Raw genomic sequence first — 16,756 nt, 5'->3', positions numbered from 1 at the left:
AGTATATAAATGAAATGCACCCATGTATACCAAAAAGGGAATGGTCCGATTAACGAAGATTCCTATGTTATTAATCAAGATGCCAATGTATATGCTGTAATAGATGGGGCTACTGGATTAGATGGACTTCCGGGTTACTTGGCTTCGTATACGGTCCAAGAGCAGTTGCAAGCACTGAAGCAAACTGATGGATTATATAATGGGGTGCTTCGAGCGAATCAAACACTAGGTCAAAAATTAGTGGATCAATTTAATAATTTTGCTAGGAGTGGCAGCAATATATCTAGTATTCAAGATATTCCTAAAAAGCAAAGAAGTTCAACCGGGTTAGCAGCAATTCAGTTGCACTCAAATGGTCATGCATTGGACTTTTTTCACGCGGGAGACTGCATGATATTTGTAGAGTATAAAAGTGGTGAAATACGTGCAATTACATATGATCTAATCCAATATTTTGATCAGCTTGCCCTTAAAGAATTCATGAAACTCCATGAGAAAAAAGGAAACCATATGGATTTAAGTCAATTAAGAGAAATGATAAAACCTATTTTAATGCAAAATCGCGAGAACATGAATACATCAGGGGGTTATGGGGTGATTGATGGGACTGCTGAAGCATTCCAATTTATGGAGTCAGGAACGGTTTCCTTAAGCAAGGTGTCGAAAATAGTATTACTTACGGATGGTATGCTTTTACCTACAAGAGAGCAAACCACGATTGCTTGGGAGAAATCTGCAGAGATTGCATGTAATCAGGGGGTAGAGGCATTATTTAATGAAGTAGTGAAACGAGAGAGTCAAGACGCCTCCTGTTTAACCTATCCAAGGTTAAAGGAAAGTGACGATAAAACGGCTCTATTATTAGAACGATAACCGGTATACTAACATTTGTACTGCTTTTAAGTCTGCTGTCTTCGCTTTCACGTCGAAGTCTATGTATCTTTGTTAACATGGAGTCTTCTTATGTCATAACATGCTTGTTTCACTAAATAAATGTTCGATAATTGGAGCAAAAGGAAGTTGACTCAAGCAGGAAATAGGATAACTGAAGATCCTTGAAGAAGCAGTCTTTGTTGCCACGGGAGCTGAAGATGTCCGCAAAAAACACCTTGCTGGAGCAGAAATTAGTACTGTGTATACATGTCGTAGTTTGAATCAATAGCAGCAGAGGAAGCGAAAAGATCCTTAATAACAGGAGCATTGCTGTTTTATTGATTTCCGACGGACCGAATGGGAACCTTACGACACATATAAGTTTGGTTTCTTTTCAAGTCAAATCAGTTCCCATTTACCTGTGACATGGTCGATGGCAAGCTTAACACACGGAATGATAACCAGTTTTTGGAAGCTATATACATCGTAGAGTGGAATCCTATCGTTTTTCTTCCTGTATGGCAAACTATGAAATAAAAGTAGAGACAGGAGGTCCTATTTTTAAAAGTATCTAAAACAATAATTATGTAGCTGGCAATGTACACCGCTTTAATTAGATAACCATTGCTACAATGGCCCCGTTTAAAAGGTTTGCTAAAGTAGCTGCAATTAATGCTTTCAACATTAGTTTTTGAATTTCAAACTTCCGTTTAGGAGCCATGTTTGTTAGCATCCCAACGATACTGCCTGCTGCTCCAAAGTTAGCAAATCCACTAAGTGCAAAAGTCAAAATAGCTAATGTTCTATCCGATAGGCTATCGATAATTTCAGATAGTTGGGCAAACGCTACAAATTCATTTAATAAGAATTTTTGAGCTAATAAATTTCCAGCTGTTAAAGCTTCCCCCCAAGGAATCCCAATAATAAATGCTATGGGAGCGAACAGATAACCAAAAATCAATTCTAATGAAAAGTTGTCAAATCCCAAAAGGGATCCTCCCCAATTTAAAAGCCCATTTATTAACGCCATTAATCCAATGATAGCCATTAACATGAGGCCTACGTTTACTGCAAAGTGTAATCCTTCCTTTGAACTCACAAAAATAACATCAATGATATTTGTCTTTTCCTTGCTTGCAGCAGCTTCTACTGGTTTTATCCACTCGTTATCATTAATTTCTTCTGTTTCCGGAATAATAAATTTTGCTACCATAAGCCCTGCTGGTGCAGACATTAAGGCTGCTGATAGTAAATATTCTAATGGAATCCCCATTGCAGCTAGTCCAACCATTACAGCACCAGAAACGGAAGCTAAGCCTCCTACCATTACAGAAAATAACTGTGATCTCGTCATATTGGCAATATAGGGCCTTACAACTAATGGTGATTGTGTATTACCAACAAAGATGTTCGCAGCAGCTGCTGCTGATTCAGCATAAGAAGTCTTCATTATCTTAGAAATAAATCCTCCAATAATCCGAACGATATACTGCATGATTCCATAATGATAAAGTATTGCTATTAGAACGGTTAAGAAGATAATGAGGCCTAATACGTTAACAGCGAAGACTGCAAGTTCACCGTCCTTATCTGCTAAAGGACCGAAAACAAATGCAATTCCCTCATGTCCATAGTTAATAATATCGTTGATGCCTGTGGATACATATGCAAGTACTTCTTTTCCAAACTCCCATTTTAATACAAGATACCCAAAAACAATTTGGAGAAAAAAACCAATTGTAACTGTTCTTATATTTATATATTTTTTGTTCTCAGATAAGAGAAAAGAGACCAAAATGATAAAACAGCATCCTGCTATACCCCAAATTACATTCATTTTGTACACCTCTGTATATAATAAAATAAAAATTATGACATTTTTGGAGTAATCAGAATGTAAGTGATTGTACATCCTGATTACTTGTTTAAATTCTATTAATTACTTTTTTAACTAATAAAACAAACTTCTCTCGGGATTTGCCGGCAACTTCAATAACTTCATCATGACTTAAAGGCTGGTCTAGGATCCCACAAGCCATATTTGTTAAGCAAGAAATCCCTAATACGCTCATCTCAGAGTGTATTGCAACGGTAGCTTCAGGTACAGTAGACATACCGATTGCATCACCTCCAAGTGTTCGTATCATTCGTATTTCTGCAGGTGTTTCATAAACAGGCCCACTCCACCATCCGTATACACCTTCTTGTAATGTAATATTATTTTCGATAGCTATATCTAAGGCTAAATTACGTAGCTCCTTGCTATAAACCTCAGATACATCAGGAAAGCGTGTGCCTAAGGCAGGATTATTTCTGCCGATTAACGGATTTGTACCAACTAAATTAATATGATCGGTAATTAGCATTAGTTCACCTGGATTAAAGTCTGTATTAACTGCACCGCAAGAATTCGTAATAATTAGATTTTTAGCACCTAATGCTTTTATTACTCTTATAGGAAATGTAACTTCATCCAGACTGTAGCCTTCGTAGTAGTGATAGCGTCCTTTCATTGCAACGATTTTTTTTCCTTCTAATCTACCAATAACCAATTCGTTTGCATGTCCTGCCGCATCAGATTTAGAAAAAAAAGGAATATCTTCATAAGGGATAGTAACGGCATCTTCTATTTCGTCAGCTAGACTTCCTAACCCAGAACCGAGAACGATTCCGACTTCAGGGATAATATTCGTTTTACTTGATATAAAATCTTTCGCTTCCAGGATTTCATTTGTCTTATGCATTATTTGTACCTCCGTTTTAGTAGACCGGTCTACATAATTTATAAAAAAATGACTATTTTAGAATGATAGGTATCATGTGAGACATCCCTCGAATAGCAGAAGAATCTTTACGAGCTAAGGATACAATAAAGGCGCCTTGAATCATGGAATTTATGGACTCGCCAAGTTTGTTTGCTTTCTCTTTTTCATAGCCATTTATTTCTAACACTTGAGAAAATTCTGTAGACCAGGCTTCAAATACATCATTACATGCTTTTCGTAAGTTTTCACTGGTTGAGGACGTTTCTAATACAAGGGCAGTAATAGGGACCCCTATAAAGTAATTGTCTTTTTCAAAACGTTCTGCGCTCTCTGCTATAAAGTATTGTATAGCTTCTACTGGATTGTCATGTAGTGTAAGTTTTTCTTTAATAAAATTGGTTACGACTTGTTTTGTCCAATTTATAGCTTCAATAGCTAGTTGCTCTTTACCATTTGGAAAATGGTAGTAAATAGACCCTTTTGGTGCACCACTTTGCTGTATAATATCATTTAATCCTGTTCCAACATACCCTTTTTTTTGCAGAAGTTTTGCTGTTGCCTTAATCATTTCTTCTCGAGTATTTTTTTTCATGTAAGAACATTCACTCCAATTAAAGTTTTATACCAAACGGTCTACATATTATATTTTATGGAAGCGATACCAATTTGTCAATACAAAATAGAACACTATAAGAGGTTAATTATTATCAGCTGATTCAGTAACCATGATGTATTCCTACACATTTCCCCAACCGGTTCACTGCTTCTTCAATATCCTCATCTTGTAAATTAGCAAAACCGATAATTAATTTAATCTTTCCAGGTTGTTTGGGTTGATGTTGTAACATGAACCGTCTCATAGAGTAAATCTCAAGCTTTTCTTTTTTAGCATGAGTCTCAACTTCTTCATACCGCTTTTCCGTTTTGAACGTTGCAACAAAATGAAGGCCGGCAGGGATATCTTCAATCGAAATAGTATGTTTAAAGTAAGATCGAAGGTAGGTGACTAGTTTTTTTCTTTTTACTTTATAATAATGATTCATTCGCTTCACATGTCGGTCGTATTCTCCTGTTTGAATAAAATAATGCAACGTATACAGTGCAAGTGCGTTACTGTTTTGAATCAAATGCTGATGGTGATTTTGATAATCGCGCAATAACTTTGGTGGAAGTACCATATAGCTAATGCGAAGTCCAGGTAAAATCGTTTTTGAAAACGTTCCGGTATAGATAACCCGCTGATTTCGATCCAAACTTTGTAAGGATGGAATGTTGTCCGTTTCATACTTAAATTCACTGTCATAATCATCTTCCAAAATATAACGATCGTTGTTCTGTAATGACCAATTAAGCAGTTCGATACGTCGAGAGATTGGCATTATTTTTCCAGTTGGAAATTGGTGGGAGGGTGTGACAAACAAAAGATTCGCCTTTGATTGTTCCGCTCTTTCTATATTCATTCCCTTATTATCCAAGTCGACAAGCTGTACCGGAAATTCCATATTCTTTAAGAGGGTATAAAACCGGGAATACCCTGGGTTTTCCATGGCTATTCTCGTTTTTTCTGTTTTGCTTTCCATGAGTTGACGAATTAACAGCTGGGTACCTGCGCCGATAACAACTTGTTCGGGTTCGCAAACCACACCACGAGATAATGTAATCATCCTGGCAATTGTTTTGCGTACAATGAAGGGTCCTTGAGGATGCGGGAATTCTGAAAGTTCCTGCTTATGCTGATTAATCGCCTTTTGCTGACATTTGATCCATGATTTAAATGGGAATTTCGTAATATCAGAAGCCATATGAGATAAGGAGAGCCAACCTTTTTTATCCACACTCTCTTCTCTTAAATCATCTGGTAAAGTACGAACAGGTTGTTTGTCTTGAATAAACGCAGTTATCGCTTCGACATAATACCCCTTTTTTTCAATTGTATAGATGTATCCTTCTGCTAGTAATTGTTCATATGCATGGGTGATCGTATTTACACTGACGTTTAGTTGAGTGGCCAACGTTCGTTTAGAAGGTAATTTTTCATTGGCATGAATCTTACCCGCTAGGATGATCGCTTTGATTTCTTCATAAATTTGCTGATAAATAAAGGCTTCTTTCTTTGTTTTATCTAATCTCAATAACATTTGAAAGCACTCCTTAATCTGGTACCTATTAAATTTAAAATCTGGTACTTTTCATTATACCAGATTATTGTCATACTAATTACTAAATTTAAAAAAGTGAGGGATATAGATGACTACTGTCGAACAAGCCAGAGATGATATATTACGAACAAAGCGAAATAAGTATATTCCTAGGGGAGTAAGTAACGGAAATGTATTAATTGCTGACCATGCTAAAGGAGCAACCATTACGGATCATGCACAGAATGAATGGATTGATTTTGCTGGTGCTATCGGGACGTTAAATGTAGGACATTCCCACCCCAAAATTACAGAAGCGGTCAAAGCGCAAGTAGATAAATTTTTACACCCGGGATTTAATGTAGTCATGTATGAAGGGTATATCCAACTGGCGGAACGATTATGCCAGCTAACTCCAGGTAGTTTCGATAAGCAAGCAATCCTGTTTAATTCTGGAGCAGAAGCAGTAGAAAATGCGGTCAAAATCGCTCGTAAATATACCAATCGTCAAGCCGTTGTTACATTTACTAGAGGGTTTCACGGGAGAACGAACTTGACGATGGGGATGACAAGTAAAGTAAAACCATATAAATTTGGGTTCGGGCCATTTGCTCCGGAAATTTATCAAGCGCCGTATCCTTACCTCTACCATAAACCAGATACGATGTCAGAATCAGATTATATTGACCAACAGATAGAAGAATTTGAGGAGTTTTTTATTTCGACAGTTGCCCCAGAGACAGTAGCTTGTGTCGTGATGGAACCAGTTCAAGGCGAAGGTGGATTTATAATTCCTCCAAAGAAGTTTGTTCAATTTGTGCGTGCATTTTGTGAAAAACATGGAATTGTATTCGTAGCCGATGAGATTCAAACTGGTTTCGCACGAACAGGGAAACTATTTGCTATGGAACATTTTGATGTTATACCAGATTTGGTAACCGTTTCCAAGTCATTGGCGGCAGGTTTGCCATTAAGTGGGGTAGTAGGCAGAAAAGAAATTCTTCATGCGGCAGAACCTGGAGAATTGGGTGGAACATTTGCTGGTAACCCAGTAGCTTGCGCGGCTGCTTTACAAGTATTAGATATTATTGAAGAAGAAAAATTAGTAGAAAAAGCGGAGCTTCTTGGGAAAAAGCTAGAAGATAAATTAATTACGCTCTCTAAGGAGCATGCATTTATAGGAGATATTCGTAGATTAGGAGCAATGGTGGCTGTTGAATTAGTTACCGATCAAAACAGTAAATTTCCGAATAAAACGAAGGCAAGTGAAATTGTCAACTATGCGAATGGTCATGGGTTGCTACTCCTATCAGCTGGTCTAAAGGGAAATGTGATTCGGTTTTTAGCGCCACTAGTTATTTCAGACGAAGAATTAGCGAAGGGCTTAACCATTTTAGAACAGGCATTTAATCAATAGGGGGGATGGTCATGTCTGAAAAGATCCAAGTATGGAACCCTGCAACAGGTGAGATTGTTAATGAAGTGAAAATTAATACAAAAGCAGAAATTGATCAAGCGCTTGAAAATGGACATCGTGGTTTTAAAGCCTGGGCAAACCTTGATGCCCATAAACGGTCTAACTTATTAAAACAATGGTCACATGTAATTCAACAACATAAACAAGATATTGCAGAGGTTATGACATTAGAAAATGGAAAGCCGCTAAAGGAGTCATTGGGCGAGGTAGATTACGCAACGAGTTATATTGATTGGTATGCAGAAGAGACAGTAAGAATCTATGGTCGAACGATTCCTGCATCGTCTGATTCAAAGCGGATTGTCATCAGTCGACAGCCAGTGGGGTTAGTTGCGGCGATAACGCCATGGAACTTTCCTGCGGCGATGATGACAAGAAAGGCAGCACCAGCACTAGCTGCAGGATGTTCGTTTATTATTAAGCCAGCGGAAGAAACCCCATTGACGACGATGCGATTCGTAGACCTTGCGCATGAAGCTGGAATTCCAGCGGATGTGATACAGTACGTTAATGGATATGGAACTGATGTTGGTCCATTGTTCACTGCGAGCAACTATGTGCGAAAGATTACCTTTACTGGATCTACACCAGTAGGTAAGACATTAATTCGTGATAGTGCAGATACAGTAAAGCATGTAACGATGGAGTTAGGTGGTCATGCACCACTTATTGTAGCAGCGGACGCAGACTTGGATATTGCCGTTAAGCAAACAATCCTTTCTAAGTTTAGAAATGCTGGTCAAACCTGTATTTGTGCAAATCGTGTAATTGTACATGAGAGCATGGTAGAATCTTATACAGCAAAATTAACAGAAGCGATAAAGCATTTGAAAGTCGGTAATGGATTAGAGAAGGATACAGATGTCGGTCCGATCATAAATGAAAAAGGCTATGACAAAATTGTATCTCAAGTAGAAGATGCAATTCAAAAAGGGGCCGAGGTGTCGATTGGAAATAAGTTTGATGCTAATTTTGAAAACGGTACTTTTTTTGTCTACCCAACGGTGTTAACTCATGTGAGTGAAGCGATGGCTATCATGCAGGAAGAAACATTCGGACCAATTCTTCCGATTACGAGTTTTTCATCTATTGAAGAAGCGGTTGAGATAGCGAATCGAACGCCATATGGCTTAGCGGCTTATTTCTTTACGAATGATTACCGCGTAGGAAGTTATCTTCATGACCATCTTGATTATGGGATTATCGGTTGGAACGATGGGGCTCCTTCTGGTGCGCATGTACCTTTTGGAGGAATGAAAGAGAGCGGTATTGGAAGAGAAGGTGGATTGGAAGGAATTGAACCGTACTTAGAAACAAAATATTTGTCGATTGGTAATTGTAACTTTTCTTAAGATAAAACATGGCTAATTCTACGGATATGGAATTAGCCAGATGCTTAGCAAAACTTTATTGTTGGAAAATTCGTTTAAATGTATGTCGTAGATTTAGTCGGAGGTGCTCATGTGAATGTGGTTCAAAAAGAAATAGAAAAATCCAACGACTTGGAAAAAGAAGATTTGTCTTTTTGGACACCATCTAACCAGTGGAAATCTTTCATTGTATCGCTTACAGGTTTATTTTTATTTCTTGTTCCAATTCCTTATCAGGGACAATGGACAATTGGAATAGGTATTATTGCTGAATTCCTTCAAAACAAATTTGAGGTTTATTTACCAACATTTATGACAGGTGTGTTAATCCTTTCTGTATTGGGAACTACTGTTATGAAAGTAGGTTTACGATACCAAAAACAATGGGCGACCAATTCCAAGTTCTTAAGGGAATTATTAGATGTTAATTGGTTTTGGGGGATATTTCGCATCCTAGGTGCTGTTTTTGCAGTAATGACACTATATGAGTTAGGTCCTAAATTTATCTGGACGGGTGCTACCGGTGGTACGGTATTATTCGATCTCATTCCTGTACTTACAACGTGGTTTTTAATTGCTGGCTTTCTTATGCCCTTATTATTAAATTTTGGGTTAATGGAGTTTATTGGAACCGTTGTTAGAGGGGTGATGCGACCGCTATTTAAATTACCAGGACGCTCATCAATTGATGCTTTAGCGTCATGGATGGGAAGCGGTACCGTTGGAGTGTTGATTACAACACAGCAATATGAGAGTGGATTTTATACAAAACGCGAAGCATCTGTGATCGCAACCAATTTTTCTATTGCATCCATTGCTTTTAGTTTACTCGTTATTAACTTTATTGGTATGGGTCATATGTTTGTACAATTCTATATCACGGTTATTGTGGCAGGAGTTATTGCTGCAATTATCATTCCAAGGATCCCCCCACTATCAAGAAAAGAAGATAACTATTATGAATTAGCAGGCAAGCAAATCGCTGAAGAAGTTCCTACTGGGAAAACCCAATTCCGCTTTGCGATGGAGAAAGCAGTTGCTCGAGCAGCAGAAGTGAAAAGTATTTCCTCAATTGTAAAGAGTGGCGTACAAAATGTCATTGATATTTGGTTTGGTTTGCTCCCACTAGTGATGGGATTAGGCACGATTGCACTTATAATTGCTGAGTTTACACCAGTCTTTCATATTCTTGCTTATCCCTTTGTCCCACTTCTGAAATGGGCGAATATCCCTGAAGCATCAGAGGCAGCGCCAGCGATGATCGTTGGCTTTGCGGACATGTTTCTACCGGCAGTAATAGGCAGTGGAATCGAAAGTGAACTTACCCGCTTTGTTATCGCATCTTTATCAATGACGCAATTAATTTATATATCAGAAGTAGGCATCTTAATTTTACGTTCGAAAATTCCAATCAGTTTTCTTGATATGGTAATTATATTTTTACAGCGCACCATCATTACACTGCCAATTATCATTCTAATGGCACAGCTCTTTTTCCTTTAATGTGACTTGCATAAATAACCGCTAGCAATTAGTTTGATAGTAGAGTGATTAATTCAATAGGAGGAAGACGACATGTACAAACCAAAAGATTCTTCAAAAAGCCCACGATACACCGGTGTACGTACATTTATGCGACTGGAACAAATCCAAACAACAGAAAATGTAGATTTTGTAGTGGTAGGTAATCCTTTTGATACTGCAGTATCAAATCGTATTGGGGCTCGTGGCGGCCCGCAGCATATTCGTAACTTTTCTGTGTTGCTTCGACCTTATAATCCGAATCAAGGAATTAATATTTTTGATTATTGTTCAGGAGTTGACTACGGGGACTTTGAAATTGTTCCACAAAACATTCATAAATCCTATGACATTGTGGGAGAATCGTTAGCTCCCATTCTTGAAAAAGAAATTACTCCCATTATCCTTGGAGGAGATCATTCTGTATCTCTAGGTCATCTTCGGGCGTTTGCAGCCAAGTACGGCCCTGTTTCGCTCGTTCATTTCGATTCCCACAGCGATACATGGGATAATTATTTCGGAGAAAAATATATGCATGGAACGCCATTCCGTAGAGCAGTAGAGGAAGGACTCATTGATACAGAACACTCTATACAGGTTGGTTTACGGGGACCGCTTTATGGTCCAGAAGATATAACAGATCCGGAAGATTTAGGATTTAAAACCATTCCGATGCGTGAAGTGAAAAAATTAGGACAAGAAGAGGTATTACGCCAAATTCATGAACGTGTTGGCGACAAGCCCGTTTTTGTTTCATATGATATCGACTTTGTTGACCCTGCATTTGCTCCAGGAACGGGGACCCCAGAAGTAGGCGGTCCTGATAGTCATGAGGCCCTAGAATATGTACGTGGGCTTCATGGGCTAGATATTAAAGGTTTTGACTTAGTCGAAGTATTGCCCGAATATGATAGTGGTGAAATAACTGCTGCCCTTGCTTCTGCAGTGGCATTTGAAATGATTACACTAGTTGCCATGAAGAAGCGTGATGATTTAGCAGTTGAAGGGAAGGAAGCCACCTTCACTAAATAAAAATACGTGCGGGAAGGATGTCATCAAATCGAAATGGTTTGGATGACATCCTTTTTTTGTAATAAAATAGATAAAGAAAGCATGAATCTTTTTTTCAAATATCAACGTATAATTAGACAGTTTACCTTTGAATCAGGAGGAAAAATATGAATCGAACGATTGAAAAAATATTAGGCATTATTGGGTTTGTAATGGATGCGTTTTTTGCTGCAGTAGGGGTGTTATTACTAATAATTGTTAATACAGGTATTGGCTGGCTTGAAGGTTCGATTAATCCTGTCGAATTCGGAGCCTTTGCTGAATTAATAACGATATTTATCAATTTATTATGGATTCCGATTATCAGTTGTGTCATTAGTTTTATCTTAGGACTTGTAGGTGTTCTTAATCTAAAGCGAAATCCACGTGTTGCCGGCGGGTTTTTTATTGCAGCTACTGTTATTAGCAGCTGGTTACTATTCACAGGAATTGCTTTCCAATCTGTCTTATACGCAGTAGCAGCAATTATGTGTTTTGTTAGAAAGCCCGAAAGGAATGCTGCGTAGGCGGTACTCTTGTATCCGTAAAGAAACGAACGGAGAAAAAAAGGATCTTATCCCAATACGAATCCGAACGATTCCACTCGAATCTGTTCGGAATTTTTTTTGCACAACACATCGGTCCATCACTTTCCACGAGCGAGGATTCAGCTTCCTTGCCGCGACAAGGAGTTGTCGACGTTGTCCGCGTGGTCGTTCCTCATCAGAACAATTTCCTGCGGCACCTGTACGATTATTTTTTGAAAATAATAATTATTTTGTATTGACAGATGATATAAACTTGGTTAAAATTCTGTGTATAGAATATAGTTTTTTATACGGAACAAATAGTTGGAGATGGAGGTTATGAAATGCCACAAAATCCTTCCGGTAATCCAAGCTTGGTTCAGCAAATTAGTAATGCAGTAGTTCCAGAGGGGGCGATAATGTTCTGGCATTTAGGCCAGTCAGGTGTAGTACTAAAAGTGAATGACGTTATTTGTTATATCGATCCATACCTATCCAATTACATTGAAGAAGAAAGTCTAGTCTATCCACCTAACTTATTAAAACGAAACTTCGATTCACCTATTTCTCCTGAAGCTATTACACACGCAAATCTCGTTCTGATAACACACGAACATGTAGATCATCTCGATCCAAAAACGCTAAAAGCAATCATGAAAAGCTCCCCAGAAGCAACGTTTATTTGCCCAGCACCATCTACCACACAGCTAAAAACGATAGGAATACATGAAGATCGAATCCACTCCGCACTAGCATACGAAGTTATCCAATTCGCTAATTTGTCCATTACTCCAGTTCCTGCGAAACATGAAGATTTTTTCACTGATCAAAAGCAAAGGCATTACTATCTCGGTTACGTTATCGAAACAAACAATGAAACGATTTATCATGCAGGTGACACCGTACTTTATAAAGAATTAATTGACTTTTTGAAACCACGCGCTATAGATGTTGGTTTTTTACCTATTAACGGTCAGGATTGGAAGCGCTCAAATGAAGGAGCACTTGGTAATATGAATTTTCGAGATGCTATCGAGCTTTCCCAACAAATCGACCTTGATTTAATAGTACCGGTTCATTATGACTTATTTCAATCAAATACAGAAAGTCCTGCTTTCTTTGTAGATTACTTATATCGAAACTATCCTTTTCAAAAGTTCAAAATGATGGTCCCTGGAGAAATGATGGTTTACTGGTCCAAATTTAAATGAGGGGAGAAGGACGAATGAGGAAAAAATTGTTTTCGTTTCTGTTGATCGGACTAGTTTTACTGGTTGGCTGTAATGAGGAAAAGAATGCTGGAGGAGAAGCTAAAGAAGGAGATAAGACCACGCTTACTCTATGGCACTATTGGTCAGAAAACCTAGAATCAGAGCTTATTGATCGTGTTGAAGCGTTTAATGCGTCTCAAGAAGATATCCAAGTAGAATTGACATATCTACCTTATAGCGAGTTAACACAACAGCTTTTAATTAGTGCAACGAGTGGTGATATGCCTGATTTGGTTATCGGGGGTATAAATGAAGTTCAGTTTTACGCAAAGTCTGGCATTCTAGAAGACGTTACAGACAAAGTAAAAGATTCTGGATTAGCAGAGAAAATGTATGGAAATATTGCAGCGATTCATCAACTTGATGACAAGTACTATGGTGTCCCGCTTCATACAAATGCGGTTGCGCTTTTTTACAACACAGATTTAGTAGCGGAGCCACCTACAACTTGGGACGAGTTAGAGAGCAGTGCAGAAGAATTAACAGAAGATGGAACATACGGCTTTTCAGCTTCAGCACATAATTCGCAGCATGGTACAGCATCTTGGATACCGTTTTTATGGTCCACAGGTAGTGATGTAACTAATATAACAAGTTCAGATGCGATAAGCGCACTTGATTTGTGGAAACGAATGTTTGATAAGAAAGTGATGCCGCAAGAAATTGTGAATAAAGAGTTAGAGGAAGTGGGTGTGGATTTTTATAATGAAAAAGTTGCGATGATTATCGGCGGCTCATGGATGATACCTACTTTCGAGACGGAAGCTCCAGATTTAAATTGGTCTGTCGCTCAAATTCCAAAAGATAAAACCCATTCTTCCGTTATCGGTGGGGAAAGTATTGCCATTGGGAGTGGGCAATCGATTGAAGAATCGTGGGAATTTATTCAATTCATGCTTGAACCTGATAGACAATTAGAGTGGCTGAAAGCAACTGGGAATTTCCCATTTAGTGACGATGTAGCTAATGACTCCTATTTCCAAGATAATGAAATACGTCGTGTCTTTGCTAATGTCATCCAAAATTCTCAAGGATATGGCTGGGGCGAACAACATAATGATATCAATACTGCTATTTATACTGTGTTACAGGATGCTTTAGTTGGTGGCCAATCTGCCGAAGAGGCGTTGAAAAAGGCGAAAGAAACAGTACAACCATTATTGGAGTCAAATAGGAACTAGAGATTATATTAAAGGGAGGGAGTTTGGTGGAGAAGTTTGGAAATGCGAAACAATTAAATCGAAATAAATTCAAGGACTATACATTTCTTCTCCCTTCAGCTTTATTTTTACTCGCTTTTCTTGTGTATCCCATTCTGTACAATATTCTATTAAGCTTCAAGGATATAAACATCGGTAATCTGATTCAGGGAGAGCAGCCATTTGTCGGTATTGAAAATTATATTACCGTACTAAAAGCTCCGCTATTTGGTAAAGCCCTTGTAAATTCACTAATCTTTACTGTTGCTACAATAATTTTTTCAACAAGTATCGGATTTGCACTTGCTTTATTATTCAATAAGTCGTTTCCTGGTCACAAATGGATGCGGTCGATCCTATTAATTGCTTGGATGACACCAATTATTATTATTGGCACCGTTTTTAGTTGGATGTTAAGTGGGGAGAACGGCATCATTAATGAATTCTTGCTTCAGAGTGGGTTTATTTCGCAGCCTGTGTATTGGTTGACCAATCCAAATTCAGCTTTAATTAGTATTATTATCGCAAATATTTGGATAAGTATCCCATTTAGTATGGTCATTCTATTATCAGGACTGCAAGGTTTGCCTTCAGGTATTTATGAGGCAGCTAAAATAGATGGTGCGAATAAAAAAAAGCAATTTTATTACATTACACTCCCATTGATGAAGCCTACTATTCTCGTCCTATTAATGCTCGGGGTTATATTCACATTTAAAGTATTTGATTTAATCTATATCATGACCGGTGGTGGACCTGCTGATTCAACCCAGGTTATCCCATTTCTCGCATATCAGCTGTCCTTTAGCATGTATCGTTTTGGAGAAGGTGCTGCACTTTCTAATATTTCCTTCTTTTTAATAGGAATGATAGCGATCCTCTATCTCTATCTTATTCGGAAGGAGGAAGTAATGTGATGCGTAGTAAAAAGTGGCTATTCTCTATTGTGGGTTTTTTAATTGTTGCTGTATTCTTATTTCCAATCTACTGGATGGTAATCTCGTCTTTAAAACCAATGTCGGAGATCTTTGGTGAATCCACACTTTTCCCGAAGAATGTTACCTTTGAAGCGTATCGAAACATTTTTATAGGAAGTGATCTAGCCATATTTCGTCACTTCTTTAATAGCCTGATCATTAGCTTTGGGACAATGATTGGTACGATCTGCTTAGCTGCACCTGCTGCCTATGCCATTGCAAGAAAGAATTTAAAAGGAATCACCTTGTTTCTTTTATTTATTTTAATTACGCAGATGTTTCCGAGTAATATGTTGGCATTACCTCTTTATACGATGTTTGCCAAGATAGGATTATTGAATTCGTATCTAGGTGTCATTATTGCGAATATGACATTATCACTGCCATTTGTCATTTTGATCATGCGAACGCATTTTTTAACATTGCCCAAGGCATTAGAAGAAGCAGCAATCATTGACGGTTGCTCTAGGTGGGGAGCATTTTTGCGAATTATTCTACCTCTTGCAAAACCAGGAATACTAACTTGTGCGGCATTTAGCTTTTTACTTGCTTGGGGAGAATTTCTATATTCATTAACAATGCTGTCAGACAATAGTAAATGGCCGATAACATTAGCAATGCGACAGTTTGTTGGTCAGTTTGGAACAAATTGGGGAGAATTGATGGCGTTATCAGCTGTTTCTACCCTTCCTATCATCATCATTTTTATATTTACACAGCGTCACATTATAAGTGGTATTGCTGATGGATCAACGAAATAAATAGATAAAAGCAAGAATCGAAAGGAAGAACATCGTGGCTAAATACAATGTACCGGCTTTGGAAAAAGCTATTTCTATATTAAATCTAATTGCATCACCCGAAAGAAAATATACCGTTACAGAGATTCACAAGACGTTAGATATTTCTAAAACAACCGTTTTTTCAATCTTAAAGGTGTTGGAAACACATGATATCGTCAAGAAAAATGAAAAAGGAGAATACAAGATTGGGGTAAAGCTCTATGAATTAGGTATGGCTTATATATCAGAAGTGGATATGGTGAAAATAGCAAGGCCTTATTTAAATAAGCTAATGAATAAAACGGGATATACCGTTCATTTGGGGGTGTTGGATGAGGGGGAAGTGTTGTATGTGGATAAAGTGGAACCAAATTCATTTATACGATTTTCTACCTTCCCAGGACTGCGGACAGATTTTCATATAACGAGTCTTGGAAAGGTAATCGCAGCCTATTTAAAAGAAGAAGAACTTGAACAACTCATTGATCAGAAAGGACTCACACGTCATACAGATCGTACGATTACAGATAGTTCGAAGTTAAAACATTCATTACAGCAGATTCGAGAAAAAGGATATGCCCTCGAAGATGAAGAGGAAGAAATCGGCGTCAGATGTATCGGAGTCCCCGTTTTTAATGGAGACAAAGTGGTAGCTTCTATCAGTATTGTCGGCCATACCTCGATGCTGACATTTACCAATTTGGATGAATTGGTAAAAGAATTGCAGCAAACGGCCATGGCTGTCTCAAAAGAATTAGGGGCAGTAACGTAAATCACGCTGTATGTAGTATCTATGTAGTAGATAT

The 16,756-nt window shown here is 38.0% G+C and carries 15 protein-coding genes; 11 read left to right on the top strand and 4 right to left on the bottom strand.

Features of this window, described 5'->3' with window-relative positions:
• Positions 1-9 precede the first annotated feature (9 nt).
• Positions 10-873, top strand: coding sequence for a protein phosphatase 2C domain-containing protein (locus M948_RS26640; RefSeq protein ID WP_021289442.1), 864 nt, complete (start codon positions 10-12; stop codon positions 871-873).
• Positions 874-1,486: 613 nt separating this feature from the next.
• On the opposite strand, the gene M948_RS26635 is transcribed toward M948_RS26640, so the two are convergent.
• From M948_RS26635 to M948_RS26620, 4 genes are all read right to left on the bottom strand, one after another.
• On the bottom strand, positions 1,487-2,710 hold the full coding sequence (locus M948_RS26635) for a NupC/NupG family nucleoside CNT transporter (RefSeq protein WP_021289441.1): 1,224 nt from the start codon (positions 2,708-2,710) through the stop codon (positions 1,487-1,489).
• A gap of 88 nt (positions 2,711-2,798) precedes the next feature.
• A complete protein-coding gene (locus M948_RS26630; RefSeq protein ID WP_021289440.1) occupies positions 2,799-3,617 on the bottom strand; it encodes a purine-nucleoside phosphorylase in 819 nt (272 codons plus the stop codon).
• A 52-nt stretch (positions 3,618-3,669) separates the two neighbouring features.
• Entirely contained in the window at positions 3,670-4,230 is a 561-nt protein-coding gene (locus M948_RS26625; protein WP_021289439.1) for a TetR/AcrR family transcriptional regulator, read from the bottom strand.
• Positions 4,231-4,354: 124 nt separating this feature from the next.
• Positions 4,355-5,776 carry a MocR-like transcriptional regulator GabR gene (locus tag M948_RS26620; protein ID WP_021289438.1) on the bottom strand — a complete coding sequence of 474 codons (1,422 nt, stop codon included), beginning with the start codon at positions 5,774-5,776 and terminating at the stop codon, positions 4,355-4,357.
• A gap of 109 nt (positions 5,777-5,885) precedes the next feature.
• Between M948_RS26620 and gabT the strand changes: the two genes are divergently transcribed.
• The 10 genes from gabT (at position 5,886) to M948_RS26570 (ending at position 16,722) form a co-directional block, all read left to right on the top strand.
• Positions 5,886-7,193: a 4-aminobutyrate--2-oxoglutarate transaminase gene (gene gabT, locus M948_RS26615; protein WP_021289437.1), complete on the top strand. Its 1,308-nt coding sequence runs from the start codon at positions 5,886-5,888 to the stop codon at positions 7,191-7,193.
• Between the two features lie 11 nt (positions 7,194-7,204).
• Positions 7,205-8,605 (top strand): NAD-dependent succinate-semialdehyde dehydrogenase, encoded by a 1,401-nt coding sequence (locus M948_RS26610; RefSeq protein ID WP_021289436.1) that lies wholly within the window; start codon positions 7,205-7,207, stop codon positions 8,603-8,605.
• A 111-nt stretch (positions 8,606-8,716) separates the two neighbouring features.
• Positions 8,717-10,126: a YjiH family protein gene (locus M948_RS26605; protein WP_021289435.1), complete on the top strand. Its 1,410-nt coding sequence runs from the start codon at positions 8,717-8,719 to the stop codon at positions 10,124-10,126.
• Between the two features lie 72 nt (positions 10,127-10,198).
• Positions 10,199-11,176 carry an agmatinase gene (gene speB / locus M948_RS26600; protein WP_021289434.1) on the top strand — a complete coding sequence of 326 codons (978 nt, stop codon included), beginning with the start codon at positions 10,199-10,201 and terminating at the stop codon, positions 11,174-11,176.
• Positions 11,177-11,322: 146 nt separating this feature from the next.
• Positions 11,323-11,721: a DUF4064 domain-containing protein gene (locus M948_RS26595; RefSeq protein ID WP_021289432.1), complete on the top strand. Its 399-nt coding sequence runs from the start codon at positions 11,323-11,325 to the stop codon at positions 11,719-11,721.
• A 344-nt stretch (positions 11,722-12,065) separates the two neighbouring features.
• Positions 12,066-12,932, top strand: a complete 867-nt coding sequence (locus M948_RS26590) for an MBL fold metallo-hydrolase (RefSeq protein ID WP_021289431.1) — start codon at positions 12,066-12,068, stop codon at positions 12,930-12,932.
• A 14-nt stretch (positions 12,933-12,946) separates the two neighbouring features.
• Positions 12,947-14,173: an ABC transporter substrate-binding protein gene (locus M948_RS26585; protein ID WP_021289430.1), complete on the top strand. Its 1,227-nt coding sequence runs from the start codon at positions 12,947-12,949 to the stop codon at positions 14,171-14,173.
• A gap of 26 nt (positions 14,174-14,199) precedes the next feature.
• Entirely contained in the window at positions 14,200-15,108 is a 909-nt protein-coding gene (locus tag M948_RS26580) for a carbohydrate ABC transporter permease (protein ID WP_021289429.1), read from the top strand.
• A complete protein-coding gene (locus tag M948_RS26575) occupies positions 15,108-15,929 on the top strand; it encodes a carbohydrate ABC transporter permease (RefSeq protein WP_021289428.1) in 822 nt (273 codons plus the stop codon). Before M948_RS26580 ends, M948_RS26575 begins: the two co-directional genes overlap by 1 nt.
• A 34-nt stretch (positions 15,930-15,963) precedes the next feature.
• A complete protein-coding gene (locus M948_RS26570; RefSeq protein ID WP_021289427.1) occupies positions 15,964-16,722 on the top strand; it encodes an IclR family transcriptional regulator in 759 nt (252 codons plus the stop codon).
• The last annotated feature ends 34 nt before the right edge of the window (positions 16,723-16,756 follow it).

The organism is Virgibacillus sp. CM-4 (assembly GCF_000445495.1).
In the GTDB taxonomy this organism is placed as follows: domain Bacteria; phylum Bacillota; class Bacilli; order Bacillales; family Amphibacillaceae; genus Virgibacillus; species Virgibacillus salexigens.
The sequence above is the reverse complement of the archived record's forward strand: the minus strand, read 5'-3'. Positions and strand labels throughout refer to the sequence as shown.

Bases quoted from the DNA above. Each gene is read 5' to 3' on its own strand.
- M948_RS26635 (WP_021289441.1), bottom strand. From the start codon at position 2,710: ATGAATGTAATTTGGGGTATAGCAGGATGCTGTTTTATCATTTTGGTC.
- M948_RS26610 (WP_021289436.1), top strand. From the start codon at position 7,205: ATGTCTGAAAAGATCCAAGTATGGAACCCTGCAACAGGTGAGATTGTT.
- gabT (WP_021289437.1), top strand. From the start codon at position 5,886: ATGACTACTGTCGAACAAGCCAGAGATGATATATTACGAACAAAGCGA.
- M948_RS26640 (WP_021289442.1), top strand. From the start codon at position 10: ATGAAATGCACCCATGTATACCAAAAAGGGAATGGTCCGATTAACGAA.
- M948_RS26630 (WP_021289440.1), bottom strand. From the start codon at position 3,617: ATGCATAAGACAAATGAAATCCTGGAAGCGAAAGATTTTATATCAAGT.
- M948_RS26585 (WP_021289430.1), top strand. From the start codon at position 12,947: ATGAGGAAAAAATTGTTTTCGTTTCTGTTGATCGGACTAGTTTTACTG.
- speB (WP_021289434.1), top strand. From the start codon at position 10,199: ATGTACAAACCAAAAGATTCTTCAAAAAGCCCACGATACACCGGTGTA.
- M948_RS26595 (WP_021289432.1), top strand. From the start codon at position 11,323: ATGAATCGAACGATTGAAAAAATATTAGGCATTATTGGGTTTGTAATG.
- M948_RS26590 (WP_021289431.1), top strand. From the start codon at position 12,066: ATGCCACAAAATCCTTCCGGTAATCCAAGCTTGGTTCAGCAAATTAGT.
- M948_RS26620 (WP_021289438.1), bottom strand. From the start codon at position 5,776: ATGTTATTGAGATTAGATAAAACAAAGAAAGAAGCCTTTATTTATCAG.
- M948_RS26575 (WP_021289428.1), top strand. From the start codon at position 15,108: ATGCGTAGTAAAAAGTGGCTATTCTCTATTGTGGGTTTTTTAATTGTT.
- M948_RS26625 (WP_021289439.1), bottom strand. From the start codon at position 4,230: ATGAAAAAAAATACTCGAGAAGAAATGATTAAGGCAACAGCAAAACTT.